The following is a 21675-nucleotide window of genomic DNA, read 5'->3' as shown; positions in this document are numbered from 1 at the left end:
TAGTTAATTATTTTAAAATTTCCTATATATATCATTTTAATTCAATACTTTTAAATCTATTAATGCTAGGATAGTTATATAAAGATGATGTTAACTTCCTTAATATGCTATAATGCACTATAAATGAATTTTATACTTTCAGTAGAGGGTATATATATTATGATAACTATGTAAGTATGTTTATTGCTACTATAGTTAAATCAGAATGCGTTATTGCGTGTTTTAAATTTAAATTAATGGAGGGTGACTATTAATGGTTACTCAAAATAAAAAGATATTGATTATTACCGGCTCATTTGGAAATGGACATTTACAAGTGACACAAAGTGTTGTTAATCAACTCAATGAAATGAACTTGTCTCATCTATCAGTTATTGAGCATGATTTGTTTATGGAAGCACACCCAATCTTAACTTCTATTTGCAAAAAATGGTATATCAATAGCTTTAAGTATTTTAGAAATATGTATAAAAACTTTTATTATAGTCGCCCTGATGAATTAGATAAATGTTTTTATAAATATTATGGATTAAATAAATTAATCAATCTACTACTTAAAGAAAAACCAGACTTAATCTTATTGACATTCCCTACTCCAGTAATGTCAGTGTTAACAGAGCAGTTTAACATAAATATTCCAATCGCAACTGTTATGACAGATTACCGTCTACAAAAAAACTGGATAACGCCTAACTCTCATAGATATTATGTAGCTACTGACGATACTAAACGTGATTTCGTCAATGCTGGTATCCCTGCTTCTGATATAAAAGTGACTGGAATACCTATTTCCGATAAATTTGAATCTGACATCGATAAAGTGGCTTGGTTGAAGAAACATAATTTAAATCCTGATAAACCAACTATTCTGATGTCTGCCGGGGCATTTGGTGTATCAAAAGGATTTGACTATATGATTGATAACATCCTTCAGAAAAGTCCACAATCACAAATCATAATGGTTTGTGGTCGTAGCAAAGGGCTAAAACGTACTTTAGAAATGCAATTTAAATCATATGACAATGTCCTTATTCTAGGATATACAAAACATATGAATGAATGGATGGCATCAAGTCAACTTATGATTACAAAACCAGGTGGCATAACGATTTCCGAAGGTTTAACACGTAGTTTACCAATGATCTTCTTGAATCCGGCTCCAGGTCAAGAACTTGAAAATGCATTATATTTCCAAGATAAATCATATGGCAAAATCGCGAATACACCTGAAGAAGCTATAGATATTGTTTCTGATTTAACAAATCACGAGTACCGCTTACAAGCTATGACTAATAAAATGACTGAAGAAAAGGTTAACCATTCAACTTATAGACTATGTACCGATTTATTAAATATCTTGGACAGTTCATCACAACAACAAGAAATATATGGAAAGGTTCCTTTATATGCCAGATTCTTCGTTAAGTAATAAAGGAATTAGTAAAAACTTCAAGATAATGCTCGTTATTTTGTTCTTAATGGAGTTTGCACGGGGAATGTATGTATTAAGTTACGTTAATTATTTACCAACCGTTACCTCTATTGCTGTTGCAGTGACTTCAGCGGCATTATCAATTCACTTTATATCCGATGCGGCAACGAATTTTGTCATCGGATTTCTTTTGAAAAAATTTGGTACTAAGCTAGTATTAACCTTAGGTTTTTTATTAGCTTTTATTAGTTTATTCTTAGTCATTTGGTTCCCAACTAATCCAATAGTTATCATTTTGAGTGCTATCATGTTGGGGATTGCTGTTAGTCCTATATGGGTTATCATGTTATCTAGTGTAGAAGAAGCACAACGTGGTAAACAAATGGGCTATGTTTACTTTGCTTGGTTATTAGGGTTACTCGTAGGATGGGCATTTATGAATGTTCTAGTTAAATTACATCCTACTCGATTTGCATTTATGATGTCACTTGTTGTAGTCATTGCATGGGTATTGTATTATTTTGTTGATATTAAATTAACAAATTATAATACTAAACCGGTTAGTGAACAATTAGGACAAATCGTTGATGTTATGAAACGTCACTTAGTGTTATTCCCTGGTATTTTATTACAAGGTGCTTCTATTTCAGCATTGCTACCTATACTACCTACATATGCTACAAAGGTAGTAGGCGTAAGTACTATTGAGTACACCATTGCCATCGCTATAGGTGGTGCCGGTTGTGCCTTTTCAATGTTATTCTTATCTAAGATTATTGATAAAAATAGTAAAGGCTTTATGTATGCAGTTATTTTTACAGGTTTTATACTATTCACAGCATTTATCTTCGGTTTATCTTTAGTAACAAATATCCTTATCGTTTGGATTGTAGCGATATTTATAGGTTTAATGTATGGGATATTATTGCCTGCATGGAATACATTTATGGCAGGACAAATTGATCCCGCTGAACAAGAAGAAACTTGGGGCGTATTTAATAGTGTTCAAGGATTTGGTTCTATGATAGGTCCTTTATTTGGAGGCTTAATCGCTCAATTTTCTAATGGTTTAAATAATACATTTTATTTTTCTGCAGCAATCTTTTTAGTATTAGCGATATTCTACGGTGTTTATTTTGTAAAGTATCGAGGCAAAGCAAATCGTTTCTAATAAAAAGTAGATAAAACACTAAAAATCTAGTTAATGTACATCATACACTGTACATTAGCTAGATTTTTATTTTACATATTATTTAATTTTACGCTAACTTAAAAGTATCAATCACTTTCCATTTATCCTCTTCTTCGTCATAGCGTAATAATGAAAGTTCTTCAATTTTTTCTTTAAGGTCTACCCCTACTAATTCTACTTGACCAAATATATCCTCGAATTCTTGGCTTGTTAAACCTTGAGCAATCGTAAAGTGTGGCACGAATGGATGCTCAGCTTCACCATGAAAATCTTCAGTATTAAATAAATTGAAAAGTTGTTCTAATTCATCAGTTTTAGCAACTTTAAAATAAATTACATTGTTAGTTGGTTTAAAACTTGAAGCTTTTGTAGCATGAACATCTACAGGTCCGAAACCTTCTAATCTTTTTTTAACTTCTTCTTTTACTGAATCTAATTCATCATCATTGATTTCAAAGTGTGATTTGATCGTAATATGAGGCATGATACGTGCATACTCAGTATCATAACGTTTACGATAACCATTCACTTCATCTTGAAATGATTTTGACGGAATTAATGCTAATCCTATATTCATTGAAATTCCTCCTTTGTTTAACATATTACCATTATAGCAAAATTCTATATTTTACGTTATTAGTTAGCAGAATTTTTTGAAAAGGTTTACAATATCTAAACAATTTATTTCGTAGTATTGTACATTAAATAATCTCAATTACATCTTAGCATTGATTATCCTATTAAAAATACAAGTAATTAAACCTCATTTGACTCTTGTGTAATTAGCTCATCGCTTAAATAATATTTAAGTATGTCTGATAATAGAGGTTTCCAAGATTTCCAGTTATGTCCACCCTCAAATTCTAAATAATGATATGTGAGCCCTTTGTCTTTAATTACTGTTGCTAAATCTCTATTTGGCGTTAAAAAGTTTGCACGTTCTCCAGTTGTTGGCAAAGCAAAATCTTCTTCTTCTAAACCAATAGCGTGCCAAATAGACAATTCACTATATTGTATACACTTATTAAATTTATCTATTACAGTTTCATCTGAATGCGGGCTAAGCATTGCTACTTGACTGAAAATAGTTGGGTAAGTCAAGGCGGTTAAAAGTGCTATACTACCAGCAAGACTATCTCCCATTAAAATTCTGGCATTACCTACTTTATAAGTTGGAAACGTCTTATCAATAAATGGTAGCAACTCTTTACCAACAACTTGTACTGTTTTATGACTTCTAGTACCCTGCGGATGGAATTCTTCTCTACGTTTATCAACATCTTCATAATGAAATCCAATTATAATGGCTCGTTGAATTTCATCTTCTCTTCTCAACCGTTCATATTCACGTTGAAGTCTTCCAAATCTTAAAAAATCTAGCCCGTCAAAACATATAATGACTTGATACTTAAATAATTCAGAGTAATCTTCAGGCAAATATACTGATAATGTAACATCTCTTTCTAAGATATTACTATGTAATATATGTTTATTAATTTTGCCTGGTTTGAAATTCGACATGATATTGACGCCCCCTAAATAGAATATACTTATTGTATCAAGATAATGATGACTTTTAAATCTCTGATAAAAATCTAATGTTTCATACTCACGAAATTTGGTAATTTATACAGAGTTATAACACTTTTTCAAAATGTAGCTCTATATTTATTAATTTCAATATTAAATATGAACTTCATTAATCTCAGTGTACCTCTCTAGAAGTTAAAATTTCCCTTTTTAACGCGTCTTAATTGATATATACTAATTAAATAATGAACAAATGAAAATAGGAGGACGTAAGCTTATGCTTAACAAAGTTTGGTTCCGAACAGGAATTGCCCTAGTTATCTTGTTCGTGCTAATTAAATTGTTTATGGAAGTACAAAGTGTTTTTGCACCTATTGTAACCATTATCGGTTCTGTATTTCTTCCATTTATGATTAGCGGATTTTTATTCTATATCTGCTTACCTTTCCAAAGTATTCTTGAAAAGTGGGGTTTCCCACGTTGGGCAAGTATCACTACAATTTTTATTGGTTTAATTGCTATTATTGCTATCGTAGTCGCATTTATAGCACCAATTATTATCTCTAACGTGAATAGTTTAATCAAAGCAACACCATCACTGCAAAAAGAAGCTGAACATATTGTTAACTTCTCACTTACGCAAATGGATAAACTTCCAAGTGATGTAACAGATAGAATTAATTCTGCTGTAAAATCAATTGGTGATAGTATGACTGGAATTTTGGCTAATTCATTTACATACTTAACGTCATTTATTTCAACTGTCTTCTTACTTATCATGGTACCGTTCTTCTTAATTTACATGTTAAAAGATCATGAAAAATTCATTCCTGCTCTTGCTAAATTTTTCAAGGGAGAACGTAAAGTATTTGTAGTCGACTTAATGAAAGATTTAAACTTCACATTAAAATCATACATTCAAGGACAAGTGACTGTAAGTGTTATTTTAGGGGTCATTTTATATATTGGTTATACCATTATTGGTTTACCATATACACCTTTATTAGTACTATTTGCTGGTGTAGCTAACTTAATACCTTTCTTAGGACCATGGTTATCATTTGCACCTGCAGCTGTGCTCGGTATCATAGATAGTCCTACTACTTTTATTTGGGTTTGTGTTGTTACATTAATCGCTCAACAACTTGAAGGTAATGTGATTACACCAAATGTTATGGGTAAATCTTTAAGTATTCACCCACTTACAATAATTGTTGTTATTTTAGCCGCAGGAGATTTAGGTGGTTTCACACTTATTTTAATTGCCGTACCACTCTATGCAGTACTTAAGACTATTGCGAGCAATGTCTTTAAATATCGTCAACGCATTATTGATAAAGCTAATAGCGACGTTAAAGACTAGATTGATATAAATTTAAAAAACGTTTCAGTAGTGAACTTGAATTTACAATGCATTCAAGTTCACTTCTTTTTGTAAACATAAAAAAAACTTGGTGCTGTACACACCAAGTAATTGATTTAATTTATTATTTTATTGCGTGGAAACCACTATCTACATGGATATTCTCACCAGTTACGCCACTTGAGAAATCACTCAATAAGTAAGCAGCTGTTTTACCTACTTCTTCTTGATCCACATTTCGTCTTAATGGTGCACGTTCTTCAATTTCTTTAAGGATTGTGTTGAAACCACCAACACCTTTAGCACTTAACGTACGAATTGGACCAGCAGAAATAGCATTTACTCGAATGTTGTCCGGGCCTAAATCATAAGCTAAATATTTAACATTAGCTTCTAAACTTGCTTTAGCTACACCCATCACATTATAGTTTTGAACGGCAAATTCACCACCAAGGTATGTTGTTGCAACAATACTACCACCGTTTGGCATTATTTTCTTCGCTTCGTGCGCAACAATTGTTAATGAATATGAACTGATATCTTGCGCAAGTAAGAAACCTTCACGTGATGTTTCAGAGAAACGTCCACGTAAGTCTTCAATGTTTGCAAATGCGATAGAGTGATATACGCCATCAATATTGCCTACTTCTTCGCCAATTTTAGCGAAACCATTTACTACATCTTCATCTTTTTGAACATCGATTTGATATAATTTTGGCTCTTCTTGGTTTAATTGTTCTAATAATTTTTCTAATTCTTTGCGGCTACGGTCTTTACGATAAGTGAAAACAAGTTTAGCCCCTAATTGATCTAATACCTTTGCAACGCCAAATCCGATACTACGTTTATTAGCAATACCCATAATTACGAAGGTTTTATTTTCAAGATTAATCATTCGAAATAACTCCTTAATCATCGTTTTTTATATCTTAATCTCACTGTACAAACAATGTAGACTAATCTAACGTTATTATTTTACCATTTTTGCTTCATAATTATAAAGCAATATTATTACCTGGTCATATAGGAAATAGGCTGGGACAAAATAAAATGTCTCAGCCTATTTTATCATTTTGTCAGTAGCTGACTGATTTGAAAATGCGCTTGAATCAAGCTTTTTTCAAACCTAGTCATCCTTGCCGGGGTAGTACAACGAAATAAATTTTGAGAAAATATTATTTCTGTCCCACTCCCAGACGTCTAATATTGATTTTTCTATATTAATAATAAAACTCTAGATCTGATTTTAACTCATCTACGTATTCTTTTGAACCAGTCACGATAAGTCTATCTTTGTATCTAAGTTGTGTATCACCATGAGGCACGATTGATTCATTATTACGAATAATTCGAACGAAGATAATATCTCCGCCAAATGGGAAATTACGTAGTTGAATATTTTCATATTGATGATTTAACATTTCAATTTCATACAATGATGTTTCAACATTGCTTAAAATGTTTAACATATTTGGTGTTTCAATTAAGCCTTGTAGGAAGATTTTATTACTAATGAAATTACTGAATACTTCAATACCTTCACCTTTCATTTCTTCATCTTCGTTACTATTTTCAAGTCGACAAATTACGCGTTTAACATCATGTGCTTTGGCTAATTTTGCCACATCACGGTTAAGACTATCATCATTAGCAGAACAAACTACGATGTCTTGATTGAATAACCCTAATCTTTCTAGGAGTTGTTCTTCATAATTCGCTATTTCTACAACAGTTATATGGTCAGATAAATTACGCTTATCTCCTAAATCTTTGCGATAATATAATGTCACATTATATAAGTGTGGTGATAAGTTCTGCACAATTGGAATCGTCAATTGATTCTTGCCGATTAATGCAATATCAATTTTACGATTAGCCTCATCTGGAATTGGGAACATTTTCTTGAAAATAATCGGTACAAACACACACGTGATGATTGCACTTAAAATCAATATGCCTGACATTTCAGATGATATTGTATTCAATTGCTCTGCAATTTTAGCAGATGCTATAACTAATGATAATGTTGAAGTAAGTAAAAATGCTGATGCTATCGTTGTCTTATTATCAAACCAACGTCTAATAAAGAAAACTGGAATTAATTTTGAAATAATAAAAGCTAAAATGAGCACCGGAATAATTAATAATAACGATGGTTCTTTAATTAATGACGGAATATTTAAATCAACACCAACCATGATAAAGAAGATTGGTATAAAGAACCCGTATCCAAATGAATCGAGTGTATGCACTAATTCTTCATCTGGTTTCAGCAAGGAAACAACCACACCAGCTAAGAATGCGCCTAGTATATATTCAGCGCCTACACCCTCTGCAAGTGCAACTAAAAGAATAATTAATGCAAAGATTGCTCTTATACCTATTTGTGTAGTACCACCAATTAAGCGATGTAAAAATTTCATACGCTTAAATACAACGCCTAATATATAGAAAATAGCAGTAAATACAAGTAAAATTGCTGAAAGCCAAACTGAACCATTACCACTACCATTGATACCACCGTAAATAGTTAACAGTACCATCGTTACTAAGTCAGCCAATACGGCTACTAATAATATAAATTGACCGATAGTTGTACGCATTATATTCATTTCTTTTAAAGTAGGCACTACGACACCTAGTGATATCGTTGATATGATAATTATCATCAATAAAACATCATCTACGAGTCCTAACCATTTGAACGCGTAAGCTAATATTACTGATATAATCATAATAAATGCGAATACGGTTAGCGCTAAATTAAGATGGCTTGGTACATCTTTTTCATGTTTGTTCGTACCTTGTCGATTTCTCTTATCTTTTTTAAAAGTGCTAAAGTCAATCTCTAATCCACTTAAAAACATTAAAAAGATAAAACCCAACGTTGATAATATGTTGAGCATACTATCTTTATGTACTAGATTTAAGAAAGACTGTCCAATAATAATACCCATGATGATTTCGGCTACAACCACTGGTAAAAAATTGATGTTCAGCCTATTTATAATAATTGGTGTAAAAAACGCTGCAAGAACTACAATGACTAGTGAAAAGAACTCCATTTTGTCCCCCTATGTTAAATATGACATGAATGTTGTTGCTAAACCAAAGTAAATTAACATACTTACAATATCATTAATTGTTGTAATAAATGGTCCGCTAGCTACGGCTGGATCAATATTCAGTTTATTCATAAATAATGGAATCATAGAACCAACTAACGTACCAACCGTCATTGCAATAGTAAGACTGCCTCCAACTATTAGTGCTAAAAATGGTTGTCTATATATAACAACGATGATAATAAATAAAACAATGGCACAAACTAATCCTGAAAGCAAGCCACTTCCCGCTTCTCTCAATGCAACCTTAAATTTACTTTGTTCATCAATTTCCCCAGTAGAGATATTACGTACAGACACCGCAAGTGATTGTGTACCAGAATTTCCGGACATACCACTAATAATAGGTATAAATGCAGCTAATAATGCAACTTGTGATAATGTTGCTTCAAAACTACCCAAAATAGTAGCGGTAATCATGCCTAAAAATGTAAGTATAATAAGCCACGGTAATCGTTTTGTAGCAGTTTTGACAACAGAATCGTTTGTCGAGTCGATATCAGATACCCCAGCTAAACGTGAGTAGTCTTCACTAGCCTCTTCATCCATAACATCTAAGATATCATCGATTGTGATAATACCAAGTAAATGCTGTTGATAATCAATAACTGGCATTGCAATAAAGTCATAATCTCTCATCTTTTGAGCTACATCTTCTTGGTCATCTGCGACATTAACACTAATGACACGTTCACTCATGATATCTTCGATGTAAGCATCATTTTCTGCCACGATTAAATCTCTTAAAGATAATACACCAACTAATTGTCCGTCCGTGTTTACGGCAAAAATAACATAAATCGTTTCGGCATCTGGTGCTTGTTCTTTTACTAACATTAATGCTTCTTTAACCGGAGTATTGACATCTAATGAGATATATTCCGTCGTCATAATACCGCCGGCTGTATCTTCTTCATAATGTAATAGATGCTTAATTTCATTAGCATCGTCACGGTTCATTAACGTTAGCAAACTAGCTACTTTTGGTTTCGAAAGTTCATTTAATATATCTACAGCGTTATCAGAAGACATCTCTTCTAAAACTTTACTAGCATAATGTGCATTCATCGTATCAAAAAGGTCTTCATATGCTTCATCATCTATTTCTAATTGTTCAAAGAATTCCCCTACTTCTTGAGGTGATAAAAATTCAAATATCTTTTGTCTATTTTCATTTGTAGTGTCTTCAAAATATTCACTTTGTTCATACTCGTGCATTGCTAGAAATTCTTCTCTAAAACGATCTATATCGTCTTGTTTTAATAGATCATCTAACAAATTTTGGTTATACACTTCGTCAGTATTATAGTCATTATTTTCTGTTTCTAATGACAACGTCAACACCTCCAAATCTTATTATAATTCTGCAAAAATGTTTTGTAGCCATTTATAATCTATTTCTATCTCAATTTCTCTATTATAAATTGGATGTATGAATGTCACTTTATAGCATTGTAAAGATTGCGTATAAATTTCAGGATGACTTCCTTCATATAAATCATCACCAACAAGAGGATGTCCTACATAATTAAAATGAACGCGTATTTGATGCGTCCTTCCAGTATGTAATTTAATTTCACATAAACTCGCTTCAGGTTTGGTCATTACTGTTTCATATGAAGTCTTTGCGTATTTTCCTGAAGCATCAACTTTCCTAGTAATAATACTCTGGCTATCTCTAGCAATCGGTTCTTCTATAACACCACTCAATTGCATTTGACCATAACATACACACATATACCTTTTATCTATTGCACTCGTCGTCATTAAATGATGGATATGCCCATGCTTAGCAAATATTACAATGCCTTTAGTGTTACGATCTAAACGTGTAACAATATGCGGTACGATCGATGTATCGATTAACTGACCAACATTTAAATAATAAAGTACACGTTCTATCAAACTATCGTGCGGATGTTCTCTTGACGGAGTGCTATTTAAATAGTTTGGTTTTGACACGATGATTAAATAATCATCTTCATACAATATTTCAATTGGATTACGTGATGGAATCAAATATGAGCTAGGTGTTTCATCAGGTAACATAATAGTTAACTTATCTCCTGCCATCATCATTTTCCTGACAGTTACATGACTGTTATTAATAATTAAAGCGCCATTATGTTTAATGGCGCTAATTGTCTTTTTAGAATATTGGTGACGCTGCAAAAAAGACTTAAGCATTTCATTATGCTGTATCACATATTCAAATTTCATCGTCCATCTTCACTTTCAATGAATGAATCATGTACTCTTTTCCAAAATGGGAAAGGTCTAAATCTAGCAAAACGCACTTTCTCATTAGCCACTCTAAACTGAATACCATTGACATTTTTATGTTTTAAACTAACATGATCAATTGTTGTTAAAATGGTATCGTGATTAACAGGTGTGATTAAACATGTATGATGCTTTGGCAAAACAAGTGGTGAACCCACTGTTCTAAATACTCTATTATTGATAGAGGCTATTTCTGCAATCTGCATAGCTTCAAGTGAGGGATGTATTAGTGCTCCACCTAATGCCTTATTATAAGCAGTTGAACCTGAAGGGGTTGATATACATAAACCGTCACCTCTAAAACGTTCAAATTGCTTACCACGAATGCCCACATCAACTACAAGTGTTGAACCATTTTCCGTTTTCATTGTTGCTTCATTTAAAGCTAAATAACGTGTTTCATAACCATTATCATTGTATCTGACAATAATTTCTAATAATGGATATTCAATGACTTGAAATTCAGAGTTATTAATTTCAATAATTAATTTCTCAACTTCATGAGGTAACCAATCAGCATAAAAACCTAAATGTCCTGTATGTACACCTACAAATGCCACTTGAGAAAGCATGTGGCTGTATTGATGAAAGGCTTGTAATAAAGTTCCATCTCCACCTACCGAAATAACAATTTCTGGATTAACGGCATCTTCTACCATGTGGAAATCTTTCATATGATTTATCATTTTATGCTTTAATGCATTGGATTTTGAATCACCTTTAGACAAGATAGTATAACGCATCCCCACACCTCATTAGTCATGTTTTTTTGCACGTTTTTGAGAATAATATTTCTGTGCTTCTTGAATTTCATCTTTAATCTCAGACATCTCTTCATCTAGAAGATATGCCGCTTCAGCTGCACGCTCAAGACGATGCTGAATTTCCGCTGGATAATCCCCGTCATATTTATATCTTAATGTATGTTCAATTGTAGCCCAGAAATTCATTGCTAATGTTCGTATTTGTATTTCCGCTAAAATGGCTTTCTGACCGTTTAATGTTTCAATTGGATATTCAATAATCACATGATATGAACGATAACCACTTTGTTTTGTGTTATTGATGTAGTCACGTTCCTCAATCACTTTGAAATCTTGTCGTTGTCTCAGCATATTAACAACCACATCGATATCGTCCACAAATTGACACATCATTCTAAGACCAGCAATGTCGTACATCTCTTCACGTAGTCTATCAAACGGTATACCCCTTTTATTCGCCTTATCAATAATACTCGTAATTGGTTTTACTCGACCAGTAACGAATTCAATGGGTGAAGCATCTTCTCCAACTTCATATTGCTTACGCAAACCTTTTAATTTTACCTTTAATTCATCAACGGCTTGTTTATATGGTGTTAAAAATTGATCCCATTGATTCATATTGTTTCACTCCGCTTCACTTTAGGTCAAAAGTTTCTTCAACAGCTGAAACAAACTCCTTACCATAGTTATTATTTCCTTCAACATTCTCAAGTATGTAATCTAATTCCTCTTGAAAATGTTCTAAAACCAAGTCATCGTTTACTATTAGTTTCTTGCCTCTATTCTCATGCAACATGGACCATGTTTCTTGAACGAAAATCAAGTAATCATATGATTGTCCGTCATCTAATAAGTAGGCAAATCCGTAATTATCACTATCAACAAGCATTTGCCCTACTTCTACTAATCCATCAGTTGGATCTTCTGAGTAGCAATAAATGCCATCATCTTTAATTTTAATTTCATTTACATAAATACGCATGCTTGTTCCTCCTTATTATTCTTTATTAGTTTAACATAATTTAACTGTATAACACACGTTTGAAATGCACTTCTTACTCGTCTATCCACTATTGAATGAAGCTCATTATGTCGTGACAAATCAAATCATTTTATAAACTATACTTAAGTACTCAGATTTACCTTTTCATTCATATATAATTACTTTAAATATTTATATAACTCAGTCATAATGAATTACAATAAATGGATTTAGAGGTGCAAATTATGGCGACGAATAATGAAATAGAATTTAAACAATTACTAAGTAAAGATGTATACGATAAATTTAAATATACTTTTTTTGAAGATAAAGAACCTTTTATTCAAATAAACTACTATATTGATACTCCTAACTTCACATTGCGAGATCATAAATCCGCATTACGAATCCGAGTTAAAAACGACACATATGAAATGACCTTAAAAGTGCCCGCCGACGTAGGTTTGATGGAATATAATCATATGGTTAAACATATACCTAAAACAGGTGATGTAATATTTAATAACTCACTACCAGAAGATATACGAGAAATTGTCGAATCATACGGTATTAATGACAACGAATTAACTATATTAGGCGCATTGAGAACAGCTCGTTTAGAAACAAACTATAAAAATGAATTGTTAGTATTAGATCGAAGTGATTATTTCGACAAAGTTGATTATGAGTTAGAATTTGAAGTTACTGACTATAACAATGGTTTGAAAAAATTTCATAGTTTATTAGAAGAATTTAATCTTGAGCACACCGTACCTAACAATAAAGTTCAACGTTTCTTTGACTATAAGAATCAAATTGACAAGTAGCAGTACGTCGCTGTAAAAAGTCAAATTACTTTTAAATGTAAAAATTCATGTTATATTAGTAATATATTAACGGAAATTGGTGATATTATGTCTAAAACGCCATACGATATTATAGGTGAAACAGCACTTTATAATATGATTGATCATTTCTATGCTCTAGTTGAGAAAGATGACAGAATCAATCATTTGTTCCCTGGGGATTTTGCCGAAACGAGTAGAAAACAAAAGCAATTTCTCACTCAATTTCTAGGTGGACCAAACCTATATACTGAAGAACATGGACATCCGATGTTAAAAAAGAGACATATGGAATTTAAAATTACAACTTATGAAAGAGATGCATGGTTAGAAAATATGCATACTGCAATAACCGAAGCACAGTTTCCAGCTGGTGTTGGAGAGTATTTATATGAACGTTTACGTCTAACCGCTAACCACATGGTAAATTCCTAAATATAATTGAAGGTGAGTAAAACATGGCTGAAGAACTAAAAATTGTAGACAATAGAAGTCGTGAAGATGCTAATCTGTCACCTGTAAATAAAATTGAAATTTATTCATTTTTTGATCCATTTAATACAGATTGCTTTAAATTATCAGCGATTATTTCTAAATTAAGAATTGAATATAATCAATATATCCGTATCAGACATATTCTAAACCCTTCATTGAAAGTACTTACTAAGTGCCAAGCGCAAAGTACATCTGATTTTGATAATATCGCCTTAGCTTATAAAGCGGCTGAATTACAAGGTCGTTTAAGAGCGGAACGTTTCATCCATTTAATGCAAAATGAAATTATTCCTAAGAAGGATATTATTACGGAAGAAATGATTTGTGACTGCATCATTAATGCAGGTTTAGATTACAATGAATTCAAAGAAGATTTACAAAAAAGCAAATTAACCGAAAGTTTAAAAATAGATTTACACATTGCTCGAGAAATGGAAATTGAGCAAGCACCTTCACTCGTATTTTTCAGTGAAGATGTTCATGAGGAAGGCCTGAAAGTAGAAGGATTATATCCATATCACATTTACACATATATTATTAATGAATTAATGGGTACGCCTATTGAAAAAAATCTTCCACCTAAAATTGAGCATTATATTCAAAAGAAACAACTCGTTACTACGGAAGAACTATTGACCATATATGAGTGGCCCGAAAAGTTAATGACAAAAGAACTTAAGAAATTAGCGTTACAACAAAAAGTAGAAAAACTTCAATATCCTGAAGGAGATTTTTGGCAATCAAAAATGCCTAGAATATAGGATAGCTAACAATAGCCATTCAATGATGATTATATTCATGCATTGGGTGGCTTGTTTTTGTGTACACATCAATTTAAGGTTGAACGACTCTGTTTCTATTATTGTTATATAAATCAATTGCAATGTATAGTAGTGGCGTCGAAGTACAATGAAAAATTTATATACAATGAGGAATTCATTGATAGTGGTAGTTATTAAAAAAGAGTATAAAAAAACGCCGTGTCTGATTACACGACGCTAAACAAAGGGGATGGGAGAAATTTTTCACTTCAAACAAAGGGGTATGTTTGTTATGTGATTAATTTCATGTTCATAATATAACACGCTAATATAGGTGTTTCAATATTAAAGACCCCTTATTTTAAAATTGTCACAAACTTGACATATTGTAAACGGATACAGTCATTCTAAGCTTTCATAAGTTTTTCAAAAGTATCTAATTTTTGTTCAAAGACCTCACAAGCCTGCTCAATAGGTTCTGGTGAAGTCATATCCACACCGGCATTTTTCAGAATCTCAATTGGATAGTTAGAACTTCCTTTTTTCAAGAATTCATTAATATATCTTTCAACTGCAGGTTTACCCTCAGTTAAAATTTGATGACTTAAACTTTGAGCTGCACTATATCCAGTAGCATATTGATATACATAGTAATTCATATAGAAATGAGGGATTCTTGACCATTCTTTGCTAATATTGTCATCTGTTTCAACAACATCACCAAAGTATTGTTTATTCAATTTAGCATATTCATCATTCATACGTGTTGCAGTTAATGGTTCGCCTGCTTCTTCAATTTGATGAATTTTATGTTCGAATTCTGCGAACATAGTCTGACGGAATAAAGTCGCTCTGAATCTTTCAAGTTCTTGATTTAATAATAATAAACGACGTTCATCGTCTAAATGTTTATCCATATAATCACTTAGTAATGCTTCATTACAAGTTGATGCAACTTCAGCAACAAAGATTGAATAATCACTAGAATTAGATGGTTGATGTTTACGACTGAAATAACTATGTGCTGAATGACCAAATTCGTGGATAAGCGTATATAAATCAGAGACAGTATCTGACCAATTTAATAAAATGAATGGATTAGTTAAATGTGCACCAGATGAGTAACCACCTGATCGTTTACCTTTATTTTCATAAACGTCGACCCATCGATTATTCAAACCTTCTTTTACTACATCAAGGTACTCTTCACCCATAGGTTCTAACGCTTTTAACATCCATTCTTTTGCTTCTTCATAAGGCATTTCAAATTTAACGTCCTTAACCATTGGCGTATATAAATCGTACATTTTCAGCTCATCAACAGCTAATAATTCTTTTCTTAGTTTCGTGTATCTGTGCAATAATGGTAAATATTTATGCACAGTTTTTACTAAATTATCATAGACTTCTTCTGGTATATGATTATTACTTAACGCACGCTCACGAGCTGTTTTATAGTTATGTGTTCGAGCATTAAAGACATTCTTCTTAACTTCCCCTGCTAATGTTGAACCTAGAGTATTATTATAAGCACCGTAAGCTTTATATAAATTATTATATGCTGATTGACGTAACTCGCGATCATCAGATTCTAAATATTTGATAAAAGTTCCTTGTGTTAATGGATGTTTTTCACCATCTTTATCTACTGCATCTTCAAATTCTAAATCTGCATTACTAAACATACCGTACACATTACTTGGTGTAGATAGTGCATCTTGAGCCTCAGTAAGTAATCTCTCTTGCTCGGCATCTAAAATGTGTGGTCGTTTTTCATTGATAAGTTTTAAATCAAATTCATAACGTTTTAAGTTGTCATTAGTTTCGATAAATGATTGAAGTTTATCTTCATCAATTTGAAGAATTTCTGGTACTAAGAAACTCCATGCGGAACTAATTTTAATTATAAGTTGATGTGCACGTGACTCGAATCCTGTATATTTATCGTTTGAAGTATCTTGGTCTTGTTTTAAATGTGCATAGACATATACTTTCTCTAGTTTAGTACCAATTTCATCTTCTAATGCAAGCGCATCACATAATGTATCAGCGCTATCTGCTAAGTGCCCTTTAAATTGCTCTTCTTTACCTAGATAACCTTCAACCTCTTTTAATGCTTCTTCAAAAGCTTCATCATTTTTAAAAATCGTTGTTAAATCCCACGTATCATTTGGATATTTACGTTCTTGCTCTTCTCTTGTTAATTGTTGACTCATATAGTAAACCTCCTATAATAACTAATGTTATAATTTTCTCATTATTCCCTATGAATTGCACGTTTTAACTATATTTAATGTAATGATTAATAAGTTCTGAGACAACACAATCCATAGAAATAGTGTTAAGGTACATCTGCCTAAATTTAAGAAAGGCTTTTAAACACTGATGTACATCAAACTCTTGTTCATTAAATAATTTAAATTGTAATTGCCACTGAACTGGATGATTCTCAATATAAAGTTGATAAGGGAATATGTAGCCGAAGTTATGATAAACAGCTTCATCTGTTAATCTTAACTGGTATATTGCGCTTAACGATGGTTCAAGGACGGAATTTTTCCTTCTACATTGATTCAAGTAATAATGTATTTTAGATTTAGTTAGTTTGAAAATGTGTTGATATGGCGTAGACATGATACTAATCAGATTCACTAATTCGTTGATTTCAATTACTGTTTGTTTTGCGATAAATTGTTTGCCACCAATATGCTGAATTTGACTATATAAAACAACACACTTGTTCTTTTGATTCCATACATATAAACACCTATTTATTGGATGTATAAAATGTGCTTGAAATGAATTGAGATATAGCCTCCCCCTATGATATCGACAATCTTGAATTAACCAAATGACTTCCATATTCAGCTGTTTAAATCCCTTTGTTCGTTCTATGATCTCTTCAATATCTATTCTAGAAAATTGAATTTCAATTACGTATTTTGAATTCACTAGTATGTCTGGGTATTGTTGAATAGTTGGACAATAAGGTTCAATTTGAACGTGATAATGTAGTTGTGATAACATCTTCGCAATAAAACACTTTACAAAGTAATGTTGTTCGGATTCTTGTTTTGCACAATAACATACGCTATCAACCTTATGCGCGAAATGCGGGATATTTTTTGTGCCACACTTTAATAGTAGTTGTGAGCTACAATGCGGACAAAAATAGCTGTCCTGTTTCTTTGCACGATGTGCATATACTTGCTCGCCTTGTTGATTTATAGCGATTAACATAAATTTCACTCACCTCATAAGATTAAACGTATGAAATGGTGATTTTACTTCTCAACACAAAAAACCGAAGCAATATTCATTGCCTCGGTAAAAATTTTCATTATTCAACTGTGTCTGAGAAATAACGTCTCACTTGAGCAGTTACATTATGACTCATAATAATCTTAGCATAATCATTTAAGTATACTTCAGTTTTATCTGTTGGATATGCAAACTCTAACATCTGACTATAACTATCGTTAATCATTTCTTGACTGACTGATTCATCAAAGTGAATAGCATAGTAATATTTATTGTCATTCATATATAATAAATCTTCAAATTCATCAGTTGATAAATTATGGTGATATGCATAACTAATAACTTGCTCTAAATCATCAAATTTAACGATAACTGTTCTTATGTTCGGACGTTGTTTCGTTTGTTTTTGTTCAGACTTATGAGAGTGCTTTTGTTGTTGTGCTCTTTGTTCGAATAAATCTTCAATGCTCTCTTCATTTTCTAATGTATTTGCAAGTAATTCGTTAACTTGTTCTTCAAATTGCTCGTTTGCATCTTCATCAGACATATTCATAGCTTCTTCATTTTTAGATTTAGAAACCGTAACTTCCACACCTTTTTCAAAGGCATGTACTTGTATCCAAAGAGGTCCTTCAACTACGAAGTCTTCTTCTTCATTGATTTCATCCATCATTGACCAGAAGAATTCTTCGCCTCTTTTACGGTTAGTCCATAAATCTTCTCGACTGAATCCTCTAGCTTCAATATCACTATAAGTTATAAATAATTTGACTGTTGTGTCATCAACGCGTTCTATTCTCATATCATCTCACTCCTTACAGTCGATGAATAGTAACCATATTGTATTAGAACGTGGTGGAAATTACAATTTATTTGTTTGATTAAATTTAACTATTTTACGATCGTTATATATACTAACATATTCCCTTTTTGAGTTACAAAAAACAGCACTAAAATAGTGCTGTTTCATATTATTATAATCTTCAATTAAATTTTAAAATTAATCAACAAGACGTTGCGCTTCTTGTAATTGGAAAGTACGAACCTTTCTAGGTAAGAAACGTCTAATTTCATCTTCGTTATAGCCAACCTGTAAACGTTTTTCATCTAGAATAATTGGACGACGTAATAGTCCTGGATTATCTTGAATGATTGCATAAAGATCTTGTAGTGGTAAAGAATCAATATCAACATTTAATTTTTGGTATGTTTTAGAACGAGTAGAAATAATTTCGTCAGTACCGTCTTCAGTCATTTTTAAAATTTGTTTGATTTCATCAATTGTTAAATGTTCAGAAAAAATGTTACGCTCCGTATATGGAATGTCATGTTCTTGTAACCATGCTTTCGCTTTACGGCAAGATGTGCAACTTGGTGAAGTAAATAATGTTACCATACATCTCACTCTCCTATTGAATGAATATTATTCATTATTTTTGAATTTATTGATTAAGAAATGTTAATTTATTTAGTCCTCTTAACCCTACAATGTTAGTATAACCAACTAACATTAAAATTAAATGAGAAAATCCTAATTTTTCTGAGAAATCTCAAATTTTCTAAAAACCTAAATTTAAAGGCTTAGAATTAACGTATAACTACATACTAACATAACTTACATTTTAAAGAAATACTGTTATAATTTAAATAATATGAATTAAAACTAAGAAAGTAGGCATCTAATATGGAGACATTATTTTCAGGAATTCAACCTAGTGGAATACCCACAATTGGTAATTATATTGGGGCATTAAAACAATTTGCTGATGTACAAAATGATTATGATTGTTATTTTTGCATCGTCGACCAACATGCAATTACTGTGCCACAAGATAAAATCAAATTACGTAAACAAATCCGTCAACTTGCGGCTATTTATTTAGCATCTGGCATAAACCCAGAAAAAGCTACCTTATTTATACAATCTGAAGTACCAGCACACGTGCAAGCAGGTTGGATGCTCACAACAATTTCAAGTGTTGGAGAACTTGAACGTATGACTCAATATAAAGATAAAGCTCAAAAACGTACTGACGGTATTCCAGCAGGATTACTAACTTACCCACCATTAATGGCTGCAGATATTGTGATATACAATACTAATATTGTTCCAGTTGGTGAAGACCAAAAACAACATATGGAATTAACACGTAACTTAGTCGAACGTTTTAATAGTCGTTATAATGACATTTTGGTTAAACCAGAAATTCGTATGCCTAAAGTAGGTGGTCGCGTCATGAGTTTACAAGACCCAACGAAGAAAATGAGTAAAAGTGATGATAATCAGAAAAACTTTATTTCATTACTAGACGAGCCTAATGTGGCAGCAAAGAAAATTAAAAGTGCTGTAACAGATTCAGATGGAATTATTAAATTTGATCGTGATAATAAACCAGGTATTTCAAATTTATTAACAATATACTCTAGCTTAACAAATGAATCTATTAAAGATTTAGAAGCTAAGTACGAAAATGAAGGATACGGTAAGTTCAAAACAGATTTATCAGAAATCGTCAAAGATTTCTTAATTAACTTCCAAGAAAAATATAATGAATTTTACAATTCAGATAAATTAGATGACATCCTAGATCATGGTCGCGATAAAGCTCAAAAAGCGTCATTCAAAACATTGAAAAAAATGGAACGTGCTATGGGACTGGGACGTAAAAGATAAAATAAAAAGTGAGACGAGTGTTAATTAACTCCTCTCACTTTTTTATTGATCTATATTTATTTTCTACCTTTAGGGTTAAAAGCATCTTTCAACCCTTCACCGACAAAATTAATACTTAAAATTGTAAACATAATCATTAATGCTGGCGGCATCCAAATCCACGGCTTAGAACTAATGATATCTCCTTCTTGAGCATCACTTAACATGTTTCCCCATGATGGAATTGATTTACTAATACCAAATCCTAAAAAACTCAATCCAGATTCTACTACAATCATTCCGGCAAAGGTTAAAGTAGCTTGTACAATAACCACGCTTAAAATATTAGGTAGTAAATGCTTTAAAATAATTTTGTAGGTAGGCGTACCTATTGACTTTGCAGCTAGAAAGTATTCGTTTTCTTTCTCTTGCATTACTTTTCCTCTTACTAATCTAGCAATACCTCCCCAACTTAGGATAATAATAACTGCAACTAGTATTATAGCTGAGCCATATGGATTTTTAATTTTATCGCCTAATGCTGCATTTAATACGATAGCAAAAATTAAAAACGGGAACAGCATTACGAATTCAGTGACTCTCATCAGTATCGTATCAAGTAATCCTCCAAAGAATCCTGATATAACACCGATAGCAATTCCTATAACCAACATACCAATCGTAGAAACTAAACCTATAGACAGTGACATTCTACCTGCATATAATAATCTACTAAAATTGTCCCTACCACCTGAGTCAGTCCCTAAAATATTCTGAGATGTCATATCTCCTTTTATATTTAATAAATCTTGTTGATTAATTGGTAATGGTGCTAATAGTGGCGCAATAATAGATATGATTGCTATTAGAATCAAAAAAATTAATGAAGCCATAGCAATTTTATTTTTAGCAAACTTTTGTAAGGCAATCCTTGTAGGTGAAGATGCTTTATTTATCGTTGTTGAATTATTATGTCGTTTTATCAT

The 21675-nt window shown here is 32.0% G+C and carries 21 protein-coding genes; 7 read left to right on the top strand and 14 right to left on the bottom strand.

The features are described 5' to 3' along the window. Positions 1-253: 253 nt before the first annotated feature. Positions 254-1429 (top strand): diglucosyl diacylglycerol synthase, encoded by a 1176-nt coding sequence (locus AC1RRU_RS03885; RefSeq protein WP_016931309.1) that lies wholly within the window; start codon positions 254-256, stop codon positions 1427-1429. Continuing rightward, positions 1407-2603 carry a lipoteichoic acid biosynthesis MFS flippase LtaA gene (ltaA, locus tag AC1RRU_RS03880; RefSeq protein ID WP_029376686.1) on the top strand — a complete coding sequence of 399 codons (1197 nt, stop codon included), beginning with the start codon at positions 1407-1409 and terminating at the stop codon, positions 2601-2603. Before AC1RRU_RS03885 ends, ltaA begins: the two co-directional genes overlap by 23 nt. Positions 2604-2691: 88 nt before the next feature. Here the strand turns inward: ltaA and AC1RRU_RS03875 are convergent, their stop codons facing one another. Together AC1RRU_RS03875 and AC1RRU_RS03870 are read right to left on the bottom strand one after the other, a co-directional pair. Next, on the bottom strand, positions 2692-3201 hold the full coding sequence (locus AC1RRU_RS03875) for a YjcG family protein (protein ID WP_011276214.1): 510 nt from the start codon (positions 3199-3201) through the stop codon (positions 2692-2694). A 179-nt stretch (positions 3202-3380) separates the two neighbouring features. Continuing rightward, positions 3381-4145, bottom strand: a complete 765-nt coding sequence (locus tag AC1RRU_RS03870) for an esterase family protein (protein ID WP_016931310.1) — start codon at positions 4143-4145, stop codon at positions 3381-3383. Positions 4146-4431: 286 nt separating this feature from the next. On the opposite strand from AC1RRU_RS03870, the gene cozEa reads away from it, so the two are divergent. Next, positions 4432-5517, top strand: coding sequence for a lipoteichoic acid biosynthesis protein CozEa (cozEa, locus tag AC1RRU_RS03865; RefSeq protein WP_011276216.1), 1086 nt, complete (start codon positions 4432-4434; stop codon positions 5515-5517). 124 nt (positions 5518-5641) lie between these two features. Here the strand turns inward: cozEa and fabI are convergent, their stop codons facing one another. The 7 genes from fabI to AC1RRU_RS03830 form a co-directional block, all read right to left on the bottom strand. Continuing rightward, positions 5642-6412, bottom strand: coding sequence for an enoyl-ACP reductase FabI (gene fabI, locus AC1RRU_RS03860; RefSeq protein ID WP_011276217.1), 771 nt, complete (start codon positions 6410-6412; stop codon positions 5642-5644). Positions 6413-6737: 325 nt separating this feature from the next. Further along, positions 6738-8582 (bottom strand): monovalent cation:proton antiporter family protein, encoded by a 1845-nt coding sequence (locus tag AC1RRU_RS03855; protein ID WP_011276218.1) that lies wholly within the window; start codon positions 8580-8582, stop codon positions 6738-6740. Between the two features lie 9 nt (positions 8583-8591). Further along, entirely contained in the window at positions 8592-9977 is a 1386-nt protein-coding gene (gene mgtE / locus AC1RRU_RS03850; RefSeq protein WP_016931313.1) for a magnesium transporter, read from the bottom strand. A gap of 21 nt (positions 9978-9998) precedes the next feature. Next, positions 9999-10862, bottom strand: coding sequence for an RluA family pseudouridine synthase (locus AC1RRU_RS03845; RefSeq protein WP_011276220.1), 864 nt, complete (start codon positions 10860-10862; stop codon positions 9999-10001). After that, on the bottom strand, positions 10859-11668 hold the full coding sequence (locus tag AC1RRU_RS03840) for an NAD kinase (protein WP_011276221.1): 810 nt from the start codon (positions 11666-11668) through the stop codon (positions 10859-10861). Before AC1RRU_RS03840 ends, AC1RRU_RS03845 begins: the two co-directional genes overlap by 4 nt. 12 nt (positions 11669-11680) lie before the next feature. After that, a complete protein-coding gene (yjbM, locus tag AC1RRU_RS03835) occupies positions 11681-12310 on the bottom strand; it encodes a GTP diphosphokinase (protein ID WP_011276222.1) in 630 nt (209 codons plus the stop codon). 16 nt (positions 12311-12326) lie between these two features. Then, positions 12327-12674 (bottom strand): UPF0738 family protein, encoded by a 348-nt coding sequence (locus AC1RRU_RS03830; protein ID WP_011276223.1) that lies wholly within the window; start codon positions 12672-12674, stop codon positions 12327-12329. Positions 12675-12919: 245 nt separating this feature from the next. On the opposite strand from AC1RRU_RS03830, the gene AC1RRU_RS03825 reads away from it, so the two are divergent. The 3 genes from AC1RRU_RS03825 (at position 12920) to yjbH (ending at position 14775) form a co-directional block, all read left to right on the top strand. Further along, positions 12920-13501 (top strand): CYTH domain-containing protein, encoded by a 582-nt coding sequence (locus AC1RRU_RS03825; protein ID WP_011276224.1) that lies wholly within the window; start codon positions 12920-12922, stop codon positions 13499-13501. Between the two features lie 87 nt (positions 13502-13588). Then, positions 13589-13954, top strand: a complete 366-nt coding sequence (locus AC1RRU_RS03820) for a truncated hemoglobin YjbI (protein WP_011276225.1) — start codon at positions 13589-13591, stop codon at positions 13952-13954. A gap of 23 nt (positions 13955-13977) precedes the next feature. After that, positions 13978-14775 carry a protease adaptor protein YjbH gene (yjbH, locus tag AC1RRU_RS03815; protein WP_011276226.1) on the top strand — a complete coding sequence of 266 codons (798 nt, stop codon included), beginning with the start codon at positions 13978-13980 and terminating at the stop codon, positions 14773-14775. A gap of 407 nt (positions 14776-15182) precedes the next feature. Here yjbH and pepF read toward each other — a convergent pair whose 3' ends face one another. The 4 genes from pepF to spxA all read right to left on the bottom strand — a co-directional run bounded on the left by pepF (position 15183) and on the right by spxA (position 19432). Further along, positions 15183-16991, bottom strand: coding sequence for an oligoendopeptidase F (gene pepF, locus AC1RRU_RS03810; protein WP_011276227.1), 1809 nt, complete (start codon positions 16989-16991; stop codon positions 15183-15185). Positions 16992-17055: 64 nt separating this feature from the next. Then, positions 17056-18015 carry a competence protein CoiA gene (locus AC1RRU_RS03805; RefSeq protein ID WP_049394681.1) on the bottom strand — a complete coding sequence of 320 codons (960 nt, stop codon included), beginning with the start codon at positions 18013-18015 and terminating at the stop codon, positions 17056-17058. A gap of 100 nt (positions 18016-18115) precedes the next feature. After that, entirely contained in the window at positions 18116-18838 is a 723-nt protein-coding gene (gene mecA / locus AC1RRU_RS03800; RefSeq protein ID WP_053028157.1) for an adaptor protein MecA, read from the bottom strand. Positions 18839-19036: 198 nt separating this feature from the next. Further along, complete coding sequence (gene spxA, locus AC1RRU_RS03795) at positions 19037-19432, bottom strand: transcriptional regulator SpxA (protein ID WP_011276230.1); 396 nt, start codon at positions 19430-19432, stop codon at positions 19037-19039. Between the two features lie 288 nt (positions 19433-19720). On the opposite strand from spxA, the gene trpS reads away from it, so the two are divergent. Beyond that, positions 19721-20710 (top strand): tryptophan--tRNA ligase, encoded by a 990-nt coding sequence (trpS, locus tag AC1RRU_RS03790; RefSeq protein ID WP_011276231.1) that lies wholly within the window; start codon positions 19721-19723, stop codon positions 20708-20710. 56 nt (positions 20711-20766) lie between these two features. Here the strand turns inward: trpS and opp4C are convergent, their stop codons facing one another. Next, a complete protein-coding gene (opp4C, locus tag AC1RRU_RS03785) occupies positions 20767-21675 on the bottom strand; it encodes an oligopeptide ABC transporter permease (RefSeq protein ID WP_087503617.1) in 909 nt (302 codons plus the stop codon).

Source organism: Staphylococcus sp. GW821-FHT11H10 (assembly GCF_058807855.1).
The sequence above is the reverse complement of the archived record's forward strand: the minus strand, read 5'-3'. Positions and strand labels throughout refer to the sequence as shown.